The following is a 14,901-nucleotide window of genomic DNA, read 5'->3' on the forward strand; positions in this document are numbered from 1 at the left end:
GGCTCAACCGCTTTCGAAAGCTACTGGTTCGCTATGAAAAGACAAACGCTTCATATGAGGCATTGCTTCAACTGGCAGCAAGCATCATTGCATTTCGAAAAATTGGGGTTATTTAGGGATAGGCTCTTAATCTGTTCGACCCAGAGGGGAATGACCGAACCGCGTGACCCCATGACATTGCCGTAGCGGGTGCAGCAGATCGTAGTCGGCGCCCCGATTCCGAGCGCCCGTCCCCTGGCGATGGCAACCTTCTCCATCATCGCTTTGGAAATCCCCATGGAGTTGATCGGATAAGCTGCCTTATCCGTCGAAAGCACGACGACGTTGCGCACGCCGTGGGCGATCGCCGACTCCAGAACATTGCTGGTTCCGAGCACATTGGTCTGCACCGCTTCAAGCGGGAAAAACTCGCAGCTCGGCACCTGCTTCAGCGCAGCGGCGCTGAACACGTAATCGACGCCTCCCATCACGCCGTCAACCGCCTGCCGGTCCCGGATATTGCCGATGTAAAATTTGACTTTGGGGTTCTGCAGCTCGTGCCGCATGTCGTCCTGCTTTTTTTCGTCACGCGAAAAAATGCGGATCTCCCTGACCTCGCTGTTGAGAAAACGCCGCAGTACGGCGTTGCCGAAACTGCCGGTGCCGCCGGTAATCAGCAAAACTTTGTCTTTGAATAATGACATTGGTTTTCGAATCCTTCTGCTTGTGAAATAATTCCACTCAATTGACTTTCAAATTCAGATCGCTGCGCATATATTGCTTAAGCTCTCCGGCCGACGGCTTCCGTCCCAGATTCAACTCCAGTTCGTACATTTTAGCGTCGATTAAAAAGCGGTACCAGAACGCCTGAAGCACGGCCCAGATCAGGCCGGGACATCCGTCGAGAAATCCCCCCAGGCAAACATAACGCATAAAAAAATACCCGAATGCCCGCAGGAACGGCGGCAGACGATAATAGCGGCTTTTCTTCCGGTCACGCCCGGCCAGTCCATTCCCGCCGGCCCCCGGAAACAGACCGCAGCGCCCCCCGACTTCCACCGCCAGTTCCCGGTTGGAATAATTGTTGTGCTTGTCCGTCCACCAGCTGAGCCCGTTCAGATTATGGTCCACGAAACGCTGGTTCAAAACAATGGTGCGGCCCGACTTCACCACGCAGCGCTCATCCATCCAGCGCTGTTCCACATACGCCATGCCGCGTCGCCACAGGCGCAGGATTTTCGGCGGCGCAATCCGTCCGTGACGCATATTCTTCCCCAGAAAGATAACATCCCGCGGCAAATAACATCCGGTAACATCCTGCGGCATATCCGGGAGCTTCCGCCGGATTTCCGCGATCAGTCCATCCGTAAGATATTCATCGGCATCCATACGCATCACCCACTCTCCCGAACAGGGAAGATTCTCCAACGCCCACTGGAACTGCTGCGCCTGGTTGATATATGGATGCTGAACGACATGCGCTCCCTCTGCTTCGGCCAGTTCACAGGTCCGGTCGGAGGAAAAGCTGTCGACAACGAAAATCTCCCGTGCAATCCTGCCGATATTCCGAATGCACCTGACAATGTGCCGTTCCTCATTGAACGTAAGAATGATTGCCGAAACTTGCGGAATCGGAATTGAATGCTGCGTCATGTTTTCCCTTTCAACATATCCGCCCGGACCGTCTTCCTTCAACCCGGGGGGAAATCTCAATCCACCCTTATCCATGCAGGTTTTTCCCCGCCATCGACCAGCCAGCGATATGCGGCCGCGGTTCTCCGGCCGATCACGTTCCAGTTGAAATCCTGTTCCATCCAGCGGCGTCCGGCCTCGCCCATGGCTGCGAGTTCTTCCCGGGGGGTGTCCAGCGCCTCCCGCAGAGCGGGAATCAGCGTTTCCGCCCCGACCGGGACGCACCATCCGGCATGATGCGCCGGCAGTTCCGTCCACGGCGTGCCGTCGGTGGTGACAACCGGAGTTTTACAGCTCAGAGCTTCGGCCACAGTCATCCCGAAATTCTCGGTATATGACGGCAGAACATACAGATCCGCTCCGGAATATTCCGCGTTCCGCATATCCCCCCTGGCTTCGCCGTGGAATTCGACCCGCGGCAGACGGGCCGCCCGGGCCTTCAGACCCGCGGTGTAGGCCGGCTCCCCGGGACCGACGATATGCAGTTCCCAATCCGGATGATCTTCAGCCAGCGCCCGCCATGCCGCCAAAAGATTTTCGATCCCCTTGACGGGATGCAGCCTGCCCAGGAACAGCAGTTTCCGCCGCACTCCGGAGGTCCGGGGAATCTCCGGCGGCAGATCCACGCCATTCGGCAGAATCAACACCGGCTGCTTCAGGCCGAACGCCCGGATTTCACGATACTCTTTTTCACAGGTGGCATGCAGCATATCGGCCCGGAAAAGGTTGGCATATTGCCCCAGCATCCGGCTGACGCACTTCTTCCACCGCGACCGGTTCAGCGCCCAGGGAGCCAGGCAGCCCCGCGGGCTGATCACCAGCTTGCAGCGGGTTCCCCGCCGCACGAATTCCGGGTAAATGTTCGGCAGCATCCAAAGGCTGTGATTGTGAATGATATCCGCAGTTTGGCACGCTTCCTGCAGACCACGCCGCATTTCAGGCGAACGTCCCAGAGCGGGATGCGGGAACCTGTGTCTCGGCCAGGCCTGAACCGCGAAATTCCACTCTTCCCGCGCCGCGGGCAATGGTGCAAGCGTGTGCAGAGTCAACTTCATGCCGGGAACCGCGGCGACAGCCCCGCAAAGCCGCGGAACCGAGTAGGACGGCCCCGCCGAAACGTTGCCGACATATGGCACAATATTCAGAATTTTCATGATCAGCTGTAAACTTCGCAATTCATATCACATGGAATCGGCGAAAATAAATAATCCTTATTCACCGGGCGGTTCATACTCAGCCGCATGCTCCGGTAATCCCGGCCGGAACTCTTTGCCGGAACGGCCATTCTATTGTTCTTCGGCGATCACCTGATCGATTGATTCCAAACCGTACACCGGCGGAATACCGTACGAGAAACCGTTCCTGTCGGCTTCCGGAATCGCAAGCCCTTTTTCCAAAGAGTAGCTTTCGCTGCGAATCGTTTTGGCCCATTGCAGAATGATATCAATCATCGGAGTCGGGATGTCCAGCTGATCGGCAAACCATTTGGCAATGCACAGGCCGTAGTTGATATCATCACGGAAAAATCTATGGTTTTTATCCAGAGTCCACCGGTTTTTCTCAAATACCACCGGGGGTTTGATGTGATGCAGCGTTTTCGATTCCACAAAAGATTGCCGGATATCGGTATTGCATGAGTGATAGCTCAACTTTTCCAATTCAAGATAATTAAGCATATATTGAAAATCACTGCCGGGGAACCGGGCGATGATCCGGTTTCTCACCAGAGAATATTCATCGTCAAGACGCTGAAGAATGTCTGCGGATTCCTCATCGAAATCCCGGTAAAAATAAGGGATGGCCTCCTCTGAATTCCAGTGATCCCCATACCGCCGGAACAATCCGTAACACCGGGCGGGGTGTATGATCTGATTATCCGCCGATAATGTCAGGGAAAGAAAATTCTCCGCCTGTCTCACTGCCCCCCGGCCAAAATAGCGAAAGCATATATCCTGAAAAAAGCACTCATTCAGCCAGGCGAAATCGGAGCGGGGATATACGGCGGCAACATTGGTCGTCTTCGGCCCATAGTTGATGCCGCAATGTCCGTAAGCTTCAATGCGGCAGATCCAGGGCAGCAGCCCGAAAGCAAAATAACCGGTCATTTCCAGCCGGAATTTACGGATGATTTCCCGTATCATCCAGTTGACTCCGGCCTGGCCGTAAATGCAGCCGATCCATTGCTTCTTCCGCCTGGAGACATGGGGGGCGATCTGATGCAGCATATTGCGATACTGGTGGACCGGCAGGCATAAGACAATGATGTCCGCCTCCGGAATCACCGCCGCGGGGTCAGCAGCCGCCCGGGCCAGACGGCCGGTCAAACTCTGAACCGTGACATTGTCCACATCCCGAACCTGCATGGTCACGGTGGAGCCCCAGCTGTTCGGCCGTTGGGTCAGAAGCGATACTTCATGCCCGCAATGAGAAAGCATCGGAATCAGTGTATGGGCACTGCTGCCGCCGCCGACAATTGTAATTTTCATCCTTTCATCTCCCCGACTGATGGTCTATTTGCGAAATCACGAACAATCGTTTCCCGTTTTTCGTCAGGGGAATCCGAGTCACATATTCAATGTCGGTCTGAAGCGTGCCTCCGCTGACGTCATGGATATATGCAGATATCTTTCGGACGACATCTTCCGGAAGCTTCTCCCGGCAGGGAACAACCAGCAGCTTCAGATGTTCCAGATCAGTCTGAATGAACTGATAGCTGCGTATCCATTCCGACAGGTTGTATACCGCCGATGTGATCGCAAACGCCTGCAGCGTCCCGCCGGACGACAGTTTCAGGCATTCGGTCATGCGTCCCAGAACCATGTTCAGCCGGCGGAACGGCAGCGCATGGCCCTGATCCCCGCCCAGGCGAATGCGGTCGCCGTTCTTATAACGGATAAACGGAAAGGCGAAGCTGTCAAGATTGGTGATTACCGCTTCTTCGTCGCCGCCCGTCGATTCGGCGACGATATGGTCTTCGTTGAGCAGCAGGTTGCCGTCGGTATCCGGCTGGGCGATCATTCCAAATTCAACTGAACCGTAATTCTCATATACCGGGACCCGGAACACCTCTTCAAACAGTTCCCGCTGTTCCGGATAGAGTTTCTCCGATTCCGAAACCACCGCGCGAAGCGAGGGGAACAGGCTGCGCGCGTCCCTGCCCGACTCTTTCACCCACCGCGCAATCTCCGCAATGGAGGCGGCATAACCGTGAAAATATACCGGGTTGTAACGGCGGATGTTTTCCACTGTACGGGCCAGGTGTTCGGGAGAAACCGTAAGAAAATGAGCATCCACCAGCAGACAGCGGTTGATCATGCTCCAGAGTTTGCGGCGGCACCGGGCCACGGGCGGCAGCTGTGCCGTCTCGTCAATCCCTTTGACCCAGACCCGCTTGTCTCCCGGACGGATTCCGGCCCGTGCCAGCCCCCGCCAAAACGTTGCGTAGGTGTAAGTGCGTTCCTTCGGGTCGGAATAGAAACAGAACGGCTCCCCGGTACTTCCGCTGGTATGGCAGCATTCAAGCCTGCTCCGGTCATATTCATCCGAGATAAATTCCGCTTCGTGCGAGCGAAAGGCCGCCTTGTCCAGAACGGGAAACTGTTCCAGGGACAATGCATCGATATCCCAGTGATGCTCCTGTGCATAGTTCCGGTAAAACGGCACATGAAGCACCGCATAACGCAGCAGCTTCTGCAATTTCCGCTGCTGAAGCCGTTCGAGCTCCCCGCGCGTCATATGTTCCACCGCCATGCATCGCCGCCAATCCCGGCAGATATGCGGATGGGTCAACAACTCCTTCAAAAAAAACAATTTAGCAGAACATTGCAAAAAATACATCGTTTCCGATTCTCCATGACATCATTGACGCAATTGTAAATCCCAATACCATACCTCTCCCCGCAGCAGCGAAAGACACACCCGGAATTTCATCTTTTCCTCCGCCGGAGAGAAGACAAGCTGCTGCGAATAACGAGCCGTCCCTTCCTTCGGAATCGTAAAGCTCGGGAAGAGGCGATACCCGATATATTGATCCTTTTCGTCGTAGAGATATATGCCGGGCTGAAATTCGGAACCGGCAACTCCGCGGTAGGAAAATTGCAGAAGTCCCCGTTTTCCGCAGGGAAAACTCTCCTGCGTGCTGATCAGAATCGGGGAAACGCTTTTCATCCGGATTTCGGCTTGTTCCGATGCCTTGTCCCCCGGCAGCCATTCCACCTCGGCCCCGCTGTCCGGCGCATAGCCGCCATGCGCGAAATTCGCTCCCCAGCCGAGGGGAAGCTTCAGATTTTTTCTCCGGAAAAATGTCAATTCCCCGGGAGGAGTGCCAAAGGAGGCGGCAAGGAACTCCGGCAATTCACAGGCCTGCTCCGTCCAGATGTTCTTCTCTTCCAGACCGTCGTTCTCCGGCGGCCGGGAATCGGAAGCGGAGCAGCGCCAAACAGTACACTGCTCTTTTTTCCGAATATTCTTATAGCTGCTGAAAATCCGTCTGCATTCCACGGGGCCGAAACGCCGAACCGGCGAATCCCTGCCGGCGGGCTCATCGAGGATCAGGTAGACTGCGTCATAAAAGGGAAGATAGTTTTCCGCCGTCATCCCCATCTGCTCCCCGGTGCTGTTTACCGGCTGCCGGATGCTTTCCACTCCGGCATAATACCCGAATTGCGCCATTCGCTTATTGTAAACCAGGAGCACGGCATTCGGATTTCCCGCTGCGTCCCGTGCGACGGCCTGTCCGCAGCGTATCGGGAAGTCCCCATACGGATTGATATGCAGGACTTGCCCGACACACCCCAGAAACAATGCGGCGCCGAGCAGATGCGGCAGCCGCTTTCTCCATTTTGTTTCCGGAAGGAGGCGGGGAAACGCGGTTTCCGACTGCATCATCAGAAAAACGGAAAAGAAAATCATGGGGAGAATCAGCAATACGGCATAGCGATGACTGCCGATATATCGAATCCGCCACAACAGCATCCCCGCAAAAAAGAGCGCGCCCCAGAACCACAGGCGATATTTTCTGCGGTACATGGCCAATACAACCAAACCCGCCAGCGAAGCATAGAAAAAAGGCTCAAATCCGCTTTTGATGACTGGTGTAAAATGCACGATCATATCCGGAAAACCGCCTGAACCTTCCCTGTGATATAATTCAAAAAATCACCGGCGGACAAATCCAGCAGACAGAAGAAAAGGATTCCTCCGAAAACGCATCCGAGAAAATAAAACGACAGATTTTTCAACGCTTCCCGCAATGAACAGCATTTCAGGAAACAGGCACAACCGATTCCCGCGCAAAACAATATCACCAATTCCAACGCCTCATAACGGCATAATGTTCCGGCCGCCGTCAATATGCCGGCCCCTCCCCACAGCCACGCAGCTCTCCTGCCGCAGGCCATCGCCGCGCACAGAATCGCAAGCAGACAAAACAGCAGATATAATGATTCCCGCTGCAGCTCATATGAAACCGCCACCAGCGTCGGATGAACGGCGGCCAGTACTCCGCACCATACGGCCCACTTGTTTTTCATCCCGAACGCTCTGGCGATTGCCCAGATAATTACCGGAATCACCGCCCCGGCAATGATATTGGTCAGGGCTCCCGCCGTTTCGACTTTCCAGCCCCATGCGGCATACTGCCCCAGCAGCCGGATGAAAAGCGGGGAAATATAAAAAAGCTCCGGACGGTTTTCCGGCAGAACGCCATCCGCCAATTGGCGGGCGGCCTGCAAATATAAAATCCCGTCCCGCGAGATGACCGGGTCCCAGACGTAGGAGAAATAACGCACCAGAAAGGAAAAAAGCACGAGAAACGCTCCGAAGTACCAGAGCGATATCTTCCGGCCCGTACCGTCGCCGCAAAAATCGATCCGCATCACAACAGCTCTACCATAATGCGTGCCGCATCCTCCGCGGTGCGGGCTGTCCGCAGATCCGGATATTCGCCGATTTGAACGCCCAACGCCACGGCAACCGCGCGGCTGTGACTCTCACACTGGAAGAAGTTGAATGGAATCCGGGCGCGGTTCCGCGTGCGCCGGCTGCAAAGCTTGCGGCCGCTGACGACAGCCCAGGCATCCGCCAGCAGCTCCACGGCATAACGAATCCGGTTGCGCAGCGTCAGCCGGACCGGCTGTGCCGCAGGCAGACGCAGCGGAATGCCATACAGACGGTCGAAGTGCCGCAGCACCCCTTCCTGAAAATAGCCGATCACCGCATCTTCGTCCCGCAGCGCTCTGGCGCAAATGGCCAGATACTCCTGACGTTCCGCCTGTTCCTCCGGCGTGCATTCCCGAATCAGAATCGTTTGCGGACCGGATTTTTCCACCCGGGTCAGAAATGTTCTCCACTGCAATTTCTTCCCCGAAAAATCCACTGCCGCCGCCACAGACCAGCAATATGGTTCCACATTTCCCCAGCAGGCCGGGTCGACAACGAAATTCCCCATTCCGTAAAAGATCACTCCTTCGCCATATTGCTCCCAGCCCTGCGGGACATGGGCGTGGTGACCGTGAATCACCGACGCGCCTTCGTCGATCAGCCGATGATAGAATAGCCGCAACTCCGGATCCGGAAACGGCGAACTCTCCAGGGCGGCATGGCAGGATACGACAACAAAATCGGCCCGTTTCCGCGCAGCCCTGACCGCATCGAAGACCCATCCCCCGAGCGCCGCAACGCCCGGCCTGCCGCCGTAACTGACGCCGAACTGATGTTCACAGCATCCGATCACCGCAATTTCCCGGCCGGATTCCTGAAGAAACATCGGCATTCGCGCCGCCTCCCGCGTCTCCCCCGCGCCGCAGCAGGGGATTCCCCGCGCCGAGAGCATCGCCAGGGTCGCCCGCATTCCCTCCGGGCCGTAATCCATCATATGATTATTGGCCAGATTGAATGCGAACTCCCGCCGTTCATTACCCAGGGTAACGTTGTAAAGGTTGGGACCTGCCTTCGGACTCGGCCGGAATCTTTCCGGCGCGTCTCCCAGCACCGGAGCCTCCAGATTGCACAATACCGTGCCGGAAGGAAGCCGCCAGTCAACCCGGCAGCCTTTCGGAATATAATCGCCGGCCAGAATCATTCTGACTCCATCACATTTTCAATGATCCATTCCCAGCGCCGGGCCCAGTTTTCCGCGGAATATGCCTGGGCATACACCTGCGCCCGCGCTCCGAACTCCGGCAGGGAATCCCGGTGATCGTGCAGATAGAGCATCGCCCGGGTCAGCTGCCCGGCGTCGCCAGCGGCAAAAACCAGCCCGTCATACAGCTGGCGGACAATATCCAATCCGGAACAGCATGCGTCGGAACAGATGATCGGCAGCCCCGAAGCCGCAGCTTCCGCCAGCGCCACACCCCACGGTTCATGTTTGCTGGGCAGAATCATCGCGCCATGCCGGCTCAGCTCTTCCTGAAGCTCCTGCGGCTGAAGGAATCCATGATCGACAACTCCTTCGGTCTGCAGCAGCTGATCCCGCAAATCACCATTGCCGAAGCAATGAAGGGGCCAGGCATCCTGACGCGCCCGGCGATAACGCCGGTATGCTTCCAGCAGGGTATCCAGTCCTTTGATTTTCGCATAGCGGCCGATGTAGACGAAACTGCGCGGCCAGCCTTCCGGGGCCTTGCGGCGCACCGCCATCGCCGGACTGAATCGCGCATAGTCGCAGCCGTAAGTGCTGCCGAAAATCCGGTTGGCGGCATACCCGAGATAACGGGCATACTGCCGTCCGCGTTCCCCGGCCACCACCACGGCACTGGTTCGGCGGACATAGGGGGCGTAGACCACTCTGGCCGCAAACTGCCGCAGCTGACCGCGCCACGCCGCATCCATGCACATGACGACCTTTGCCGTTTTCAGTTCCCTGACCCGCAGCAGCTGCCGGAACGGTTTGTAGGAGAAGCCGGAGACAAAAATGAGATCCGGACCCTGCTGGACCACAGCCCGGACCAGCTTCCCCGCCGACAACTCCTCCGCCGTGAAAATCTGAATGGGCAGCTTCTCCAGAATCTCCGGCGCATAGTGGTAACGGGTTTCCGGAGAATAAATCCGCACCTGGAGTCCGCGACAGGCGCATAACGCCTGCCAGCAGGCAGCCATATACCCGGAATACCCGGTCCAGCAAATCGCAATTTTCATGATATCATCCTCAGAGCTTATCAACGAATAAGTTCTTATGGTTCCGGACTGCGGGAAGGCGAAGACAGAAGATCACTGCAACGTCCCTGGGTCAGCCAGAACAGCACACATAACGGGCTTCCTGCAAAAAAAATGTATCCTTCAATGCAGAGGTGGATCATAAAGAATGCCAGCACTGCCATCCGGAACACCGTCTCCAGATTCACATCGTGCGATTTATGCAGAAATACCGCCCACAACCGAAATATCATGGCCGCAACGCACACTCCGCCGAAAATCCCGGTGGAGGCCAGCACATATATCCAGCCGGAGCCGGGCTCCACCCCGGCATTGTCCATGCTGAGGAAGAAATAATCCGAGCTGTTCGCAAAGCCGTTGCCGAGAACGGGATGCTCCGTGAAATCTTCCCATTGGACCTCCCACTTGGATGCACGGGAGTCAAATATGCTGTTGGAACGCTCCAGACCGGCTTGCGTTTTTTCCCATAACGTTTCGGCCGCATCGTCCCAGCGGGAAAAGGTGGCCGCAGCAATGCCGATCAACACTGCAATCTGAAGCATTGCGAGATGCTTGCGCGTATTGAAAAAAATAAAAAACAATACGCCGCAGATCAGCCCCGCCACCGCGCCGCGCGATCCGGACAACATGGCGGCGGCCGTCGCCATGCAAGCCGCCCCCAGCCACAGCCAGCGCCTGTTTCCGTGAAGCCTCGCCTGATACAGCGCCCAGATTGCGGTGATCGCGGCAAACGGACCGCACAGCATCGGCTGGCTGAATATCCCATGCAGCTGGCTTCCATAATATTGCGGCAGGAAAGGAATTGCGCATGACAGCAAAGACACTCCGACGCCTGCGGCCAGAAGCCAGTCGAATGTCCGGCTCAGGTGCAGGCGGAATTGCCGCAAATATCCGGAATCGAGCAGATTGGAAGTCAAAAACATAACCATTCCCCATCCCAGCAGCCGCAGCCACGGGTGAAAGAACTCCGGAATGTCGTTGGCTATGATCGAACAGACCGCCGCCAGCCCCAGTACTGCCGCGGCAGGATTGACCTGCAATGCTTTGCCCGGCATTCGCAGCAGCGTCCATCCCGCGCCGACGCCCCAGATCCCGTAATAAACCGGCAGCGGGACGGGAATTCCGAGCGTGGTATTGCGCAGAATCGTGACGCATCCGATCAGCCAGACAATGAATACGTCACCTTTGGACCAGCACTCCGTTTCGTCCTGCGCCGGAACGGCGGCGATGCCGCCGATAACATCACTTTGCGTCATCGCCAGAGCCTTTTCCAGATCCGTGCCGCCGCGATCCGCCAGTACCGCGGCGAGGTCAACGCCTCGATGACCAGATGCAGGCGGCAGGACGGGCAAAAGCGGAAGGCGCTGCAGAATTGCGACACGATGTAATTATCCGATACCCGGCGGCGGAGCCGGGCGATCCGCCGATATTGCTCCGGATGTTTTTCCAGATATTTCTGCAGGTCGGCCAGCTGCTGCAGGTGCGCATATCCCAGCCGGAAACGCATCCGTTCAATTTTATCCCGTCCATCGGTGAATTTACCGCTCAAATTGGAATCGTGCTTGCGGTATTTGACCAGCGGCGCGTCAATCCGGACAAATTCCCCCAGCAGCAGCGAGCGCAGGCTCATTACAATATCCTCGTTGCGGACTTCTCCTCCCAACGGCCCGAACTCGCTGTAAACATCCCGCCGGTAAGCCACGGTTGCTCCGAGAATGGCCGGAATCGTATTCCTGTACGTATAGATTCCGCCATGCTCCGCCGATGCGGAACGCGGCAGTACGGCTCCTTCCCCGTCGATAAAATCGCATCCGGACCAAATGCAGGCGGCCTCCGGATATTGCTGCGCGGCACGCGCGACGGCCTCCGCACGTTCGGGCAGGGATATGTCATCGCCCGCGGCGCCGATCAGCCACCGGCCGCTGGACAACTCTCCCCACACCTTGCTGGCGTGCATTCCCAATCCCAGATTCCGTTCATTGCGGTTCAGGATAATCCGGTGCGGTCCGCGATAACCGGCGGCCAGCTCCCGCATGATTTCAAACGTCCGGTCGGTCGAACAATCATCGGAGAGCACGATTTCCAAAGGCGAGTAGGTCTGGGCAAATGCGCTCAAAACCGATTCCCGGACATATTTCTCCTGGTTGTAGGTCACCAGACAATAGGTCAACAGAGGTTTTTCTTCAGCGTCCATGCTTCATCCTTTTTTCCAATAAACGGCGCGGCGAGAAATTCAGGCGGCGGATCAATACATACAGGCAAAGCAGTCCTCCCGCCCCGGCAAGTCCGCAATTCACCCACAATTGCGTCCACGGAGTCAGACTGCGGGCGAGAAGCAACGTGCCGCACAACCCGATCAGCGCGGCGCCGGTCAAAACCGGAACCGGCCAGGCGAACCGGATATGATAATAACAGCGCAGTAAACCAACCATCATCCCGCCGGACAGCAGATAATTGACGAACAACGACAATGCCGCGCCCTGGACGCCCCAATATCTGATTCCCAGGAACAGCAGCAGAACATGCGTGCTGTGCGGAATCAGCTGCAGCATCACAAACAACTTCCCGTCGCCGTGAGCAATCACCGCATATCCCAGCGGCCAGACAAATACCTGCCCGAGAATTCCAAACAGAAACAGCCGGATCAAATCCGCCGCCTCCGTAAAACTTGCGGAGTAGAAAACGGCGACCAGCCACGGCGCCAGCGCCATCATCCCCAGCAGCGCCGGAATCGCCAGCAGGAGCGAAATCTCCAACTGTTCGTTGATCGCGCGCGCCATCTCCGCCGGACGCGTCACCAAACCCACCAGGCGCGGATAATAATCGGTACCCATTGCGTTCAGAACAAAGCCGATCAAAAACGCGGACAACGCATAAGCCGCCTGGTACAGGCCGCAGGCATCGACCCCCAGCATTCGGGTCAGCAGCAGCTTGTGAACGAACTGCGACGCCGCCATAATCACCGATGAAGACATGAAACAGATACCCAGCTGCAGCATCGGCGTCAGAATACGGCGGTGTTCCGCCGCATTCAGCCTGACCTGCTCCAGATTGATCCTGCGCGCATATAGCCACGTTACCCCCAGCATGATTCCGGCAATGACAGTCAGCGCAATCACAATCCCGTTTTTTCCCCACAGGAAATAACAGGGTATCGCTCCCATCGCTCCCCCCAGGGCGGCCCAGACACGGATCTTGCTCAAATCGGCAATCCGCCGCAGCCCCTGGATGACACATTGCTGGCCGGAACAGAGAATTCCCAGCAGCAGCGGTATGCTCAGCAGCGCAATGCTCCAGGCGTATTCCGGGGATTTGAAGAACCAGCGGGACAGCACGGGAGCCATGCCCACGGTCAGAACGACCCCCAGAGCGCCTGTAATCCAGATGATATGGCGGTAGGCCGTGACGACGGCACTGATGGACGTCTTACCGCCGGGGCCGTCCTGACCCGCGGCCTCCGCGATCTGCCGGACCCCGCTGTTTCCCAGGCCGAAATTGACAATACTGGAAATCAGTGCGATGATGCTGTTGTAGATCTCCAGCAAAGCGAAGCCCTCGGCCCCCAGCAGTACCGCCACAACCTTGTTTTGAACCAGATGCACGCTGCCGCTGATGAGCGATGCTCCGCCAATCAGCGAAGTTGCCTTGAATATCTGCCGGTATGAACTGCTCATGCCGTCATTCCCACAGATTTCCGATCACGACTTCAAACCAATTGCGGAATATCCGCACCGCCGCCTTGAAACGCAGCGGCCTGCTGCGAAACAGGATCAGGCGGAAGCCGTGCGGTAAACGGTTGATTTCCAGCCGGCGTCCGCGCCCCCGGGGCTGAGGAATTGCGCCAGTCAACCGCATGTCGTCCAGAAAAGAAAATTCCATGCATTTATACTTATAAAGATAGGAATGTTTGGATGTGGGAAAATGATAAATCGTCATGCCGTCGAGACATTCCACTTCGAGCCGGGGTGCGCCGAAGTGCACGATGTGCAAATCCAAAGCCGTTTTAGGGCCGAATTTATCCAGCAGCACCTGCCGCAGCCGGGCGAACTTTGCCGGCTCCAGCTCAAAATCCGCATCAAAAAGCAATGCGATCCGTTGTGATTTCTTCAAATACTCATACAGCCGCTCAATCCGGCGGCGATATTTGGCCAGCACGGAATCATATTCGTTCCCGGATGCGGGATCTGCATGGAAATCATGGATGAAACGATATCCGGTCGCCGTGTCCTCACATTGAAAGATGGTGGACTGCCCCCGTTCCTGCGCGGCAAGCTCACGCAGGTTTCCCCGGCGCATCCAGTCGGCAAAATCATTGCGGAAACATTCCGTCAGCGCCTCAATGGTCCGGTCCGAAACGCAGAACAACCAGTCAAAAGGCAGGCTCGCCACCCGCAGCCGCCGCTCCTTCAACTGATGCGAAACAGCACAACTGCCGCCCAGCGAGCAGAAAAAATCATAATCCATTTTTGCCTACAATGTCCTGATAACTTCAGCGGGAACCCCGGCAGCCAGCGTTCGCGCCGGGACATCCCGGGTGACAACGCTGCCGGCCGCGATGACCGCCCCGTCACCGATCGTCACGCCTTTCAGAATCGTCACCGAGCTCCCGAGCCACACATTATTTCCGATATGAACCGGGCGGGTTTGACCGTGCCCGCGAAACCGCGTTTCCGGCGACAAGTCATGGAAATCGGCATCCATGATATTGACATGGTCACCGCATAAGAGCAAATCCCCGACGGTAATTTCCGTCATAGCGCCCAAGGTTACGTTATTGGAAAACCGGCAATGATTTCCAATTACGATCCGGGCCTCCTGATTCCAGGCCGCCAGGCGGATTTCACCGTTCCCGGAACGCCGGGCGCCCCAGAAACCGAAGATATTGTCGGAACCGATCGTCACCGTTCCGCGATTCCCGGTACAGCGCAGGGGGACCAGCAGCCGGTTCCTCCGGCCGGAATTGAGCCTCCCCCCCCAGATCCATAATGTGCTCCGGAACCGCAGCCGGTAACAATATCCGCGGCACCGCAGCCACACAAAAAAACAGCGCAGCAATAATCGTCGTATCATTGA

14 protein-coding genes and 2 pseudogenes are annotated in these 14,901 nt (G+C 56.8%); 2 read left to right on the forward strand and 14 right to left on the reverse strand.

Annotation, left to right across the window (positions count from 1 at the left end; all coding sequences use genetic code 11):
- Window positions 1–116 (forward strand): annotated as a pseudogene (locus FYJ85_RS23530) (IS5/IS1182 family transposase); the annotation flags it as partial.
- Here FYJ85_RS23530 and FYJ85_RS02015 read toward each other — a convergent pair.
- From FYJ85_RS02015 to FYJ85_RS02040, 6 genes and pseudogenes are all read right to left on the reverse strand, one after another.
- Window positions 93–683 (reverse strand): annotated as a pseudogene (locus tag FYJ85_RS02015) (polysaccharide biosynthesis protein); the annotation flags it as partial. The pseudogenes FYJ85_RS23530 and FYJ85_RS02015 sit on opposite strands and share 24 nt — an antisense overlap.
- A gap of 37 nt (window positions 684–720) precedes the next feature.
- Window positions 721–1,632 (reverse strand): glycosyltransferase family 2 protein, encoded by a 912-nt coding sequence (locus tag FYJ85_RS02020; protein ID WP_154416827.1) that lies wholly within the window; start codon window positions 1,630–1,632, stop codon window positions 721–723.
- 56 nt (window positions 1,633–1,688) lie between these two features.
- Window positions 1,689–2,825: a glycosyltransferase gene (locus tag FYJ85_RS02025; RefSeq protein ID WP_154416828.1), complete on the reverse strand. Its 1,137-nt coding sequence runs from the start codon at window positions 2,823–2,825 to the stop codon at window positions 1,689–1,691.
- 132 nt (window positions 2,826–2,957) lie between these two features.
- Window positions 2,958–4,157, reverse strand: coding sequence for an NAD/NADP octopine/nopaline dehydrogenase family protein (locus tag FYJ85_RS02030; RefSeq protein ID WP_154416829.1), 1,200 nt, complete (start codon window positions 4,155–4,157; stop codon window positions 2,958–2,960).
- 4 nt (window positions 4,158–4,161) lie between these two features.
- Window positions 4,162–5,421, reverse strand: coding sequence for a phenylacetate--CoA ligase family protein (locus tag FYJ85_RS02035; RefSeq protein WP_177994636.1), 1,260 nt, complete (start codon window positions 5,419–5,421; stop codon window positions 4,162–4,164).
- A gap of 108 nt (window positions 5,422–5,529) precedes the next feature.
- On the reverse strand, window positions 5,530–6,342 hold the full coding sequence (locus FYJ85_RS02040; protein ID WP_154416831.1) for a hypothetical protein: 813 nt from the start codon (window positions 6,340–6,342) through the stop codon (window positions 5,530–5,532).
- A 99-nt stretch (window positions 6,343–6,441) separates the two neighbouring features.
- On the opposite strand from FYJ85_RS02040, the gene FYJ85_RS02045 reads away from it, so the two are divergent.
- On the forward strand, window positions 6,442–6,801 hold the full coding sequence (locus FYJ85_RS02045) for a hypothetical protein (RefSeq protein WP_154416832.1): 360 nt from the start codon (window positions 6,442–6,444) through the stop codon (window positions 6,799–6,801).
- On the opposite strand, the gene FYJ85_RS02050 is transcribed toward FYJ85_RS02045, so the two are convergent.
- Genes FYJ85_RS02050 through FYJ85_RS24360 form a run of 8 tightly spaced genes read right to left on the reverse strand, consistent with a single transcriptional unit; the run spans window position 6,780 to window position 14,898 of the window.
- Window positions 6,780–7,547, reverse strand: a complete 768-nt coding sequence (locus tag FYJ85_RS02050; RefSeq protein ID WP_154416833.1) for a glycosyltransferase family 39 protein — start codon at window positions 7,545–7,547, stop codon at window positions 6,780–6,782. The genes FYJ85_RS02045 and FYJ85_RS02050 overlap by 22 nt on opposite strands.
- Entirely contained in the window at window positions 7,547–8,752 is a 1,206-nt protein-coding gene (locus FYJ85_RS02055; RefSeq protein ID WP_154416834.1) for a CapA family protein, read from the reverse strand. Before FYJ85_RS02055 ends, FYJ85_RS02050 begins: the two co-directional genes overlap by 1 nt.
- The gene (locus FYJ85_RS02060; RefSeq protein ID WP_154416835.1) at window positions 8,749–9,810 is read right to left on the reverse strand and encodes a glycosyltransferase family 4 protein; all 1,062 of its coding nucleotides are present in this window, start codon (window positions 9,808–9,810) and stop codon (window positions 8,749–8,751) included. The genes FYJ85_RS02055 and FYJ85_RS02060 overlap by 4 nt, the downstream gene beginning before the upstream one ends.
- Window positions 9,811–9,845: 35 nt before the next feature.
- The gene (locus FYJ85_RS02065; protein WP_154416836.1) at window positions 9,846–11,180 is read right to left on the reverse strand and encodes an O-antigen ligase family protein; all 1,335 of its coding nucleotides are present in this window, start codon (window positions 11,178–11,180) and stop codon (window positions 9,846–9,848) included.
- Complete coding sequence (locus FYJ85_RS02070; protein ID WP_154416837.1) at window positions 11,081–12,022, reverse strand: glycosyltransferase; 942 nt, start codon at window positions 12,020–12,022, stop codon at window positions 11,081–11,083. The genes FYJ85_RS02065 and FYJ85_RS02070 overlap by 100 nt, the downstream gene beginning before the upstream one ends.
- The gene (locus FYJ85_RS02075) at window positions 12,012–13,502 is read right to left on the reverse strand and encodes an O-antigen translocase (protein WP_154416838.1); all 1,491 of its coding nucleotides are present in this window, start codon (window positions 13,500–13,502) and stop codon (window positions 12,012–12,014) included. Before FYJ85_RS02075 ends, FYJ85_RS02070 begins: the two co-directional genes overlap by 11 nt.
- A 4-nt stretch (window positions 13,503–13,506) precedes the next feature.
- Window positions 13,507–14,292, reverse strand: coding sequence for a DUF1796 family putative cysteine peptidase (locus tag FYJ85_RS02080; protein ID WP_154416839.1), 786 nt, complete (start codon window positions 14,290–14,292; stop codon window positions 13,507–13,509).
- Window positions 14,293–14,298: 6 nt separating this feature from the next.
- On the reverse strand, window positions 14,299–14,898 hold the full coding sequence (locus FYJ85_RS24360; protein ID WP_420856439.1) for an acyltransferase: 600 nt from the start codon (window positions 14,896–14,898) through the stop codon (window positions 14,299–14,301).
- Window positions 14,899–14,901 lie beyond the last annotated feature (3 nt).

It is taken from the genome of Victivallis lenta (assembly GCF_009695545.1).
GTDB classification, from domain to species: Bacteria; Verrucomicrobiota; Lentisphaeria; order Victivallales; family Victivallaceae; genus Victivallis; species Victivallis lenta.

Bases quoted from the DNA above. Each gene is read 5' to 3' on its own strand.
- FYJ85_RS02020 (WP_154416827.1), bottom strand. From the start codon at position 1,632: ATGACGCAGCATTCAATTCCGATTCCGCAAGTTTCGGCAATCATTCTT.
- FYJ85_RS02025 (WP_154416828.1), bottom strand. From the start codon at position 2,825: ATGAAAATTCTGAATATTGTGCCATATGTCGGCAACGTTTCGGCGGGG.
- FYJ85_RS02030 (WP_154416829.1), bottom strand. From the start codon at position 4,157: ATGAAAATTACAATTGTCGGCGGCGGCAGCAGTGCCCATACACTGATT.
- FYJ85_RS02035 (WP_177994636.1), bottom strand. From the start codon at position 5,421: ATGGCGGTGGAACATATGACGCGCGGGGAGCTCGAACGGCTTCAGCAG.
- FYJ85_RS02040 (WP_154416831.1), bottom strand. From the start codon at position 6,342: ATGGCGCAATTCGGGTATTATGCCGGAGTGGAAAGCATCCGGCAGCCG.
- FYJ85_RS02045 (WP_154416832.1), top strand. From the start codon at position 6,442: ATGCAGGACTTGCCCGACACACCCCAGAAACAATGCGGCGCCGAGCAG.
- FYJ85_RS02050 (WP_154416833.1), bottom strand. From the start codon at position 7,547: ATGCGGATCGATTTTTGCGGCGACGGTACGGGCCGGAAGATATCGCTC.
- FYJ85_RS02055 (WP_154416834.1), bottom strand. From the start codon at position 8,752: ATGATTCTGGCCGGCGATTATATTCCGAAAGGCTGCCGGGTTGACTGG.
- FYJ85_RS02060 (WP_154416835.1), bottom strand. From the start codon at position 9,810: ATGAAAATTGCGATTTGCTGGACCGGGTATTCCGGGTATATGGCTGCC.
- FYJ85_RS02070 (WP_154416837.1), bottom strand. From the start codon at position 12,022: ATGGACGCTGAAGAAAAACCTCTGTTGACCTATTGTCTGGTGACCTAC.
- FYJ85_RS02075 (WP_154416838.1), bottom strand. From the start codon at position 13,502: ATGAGCAGTTCATACCGGCAGATATTCAAGGCAACTTCGCTGATTGGC.
- FYJ85_RS02080 (WP_154416839.1), bottom strand. From the start codon at position 14,292: ATGGATTATGATTTTTTCTGCTCGCTGGGCGGCAGTTGTGCTGTTTCG.
- FYJ85_RS24360 (WP_420856439.1), bottom strand. From the start codon at position 14,898: ATGATACGACGATTATTGCTGCGCTGTTTTTTTGTGTGGCTGCGGTGC.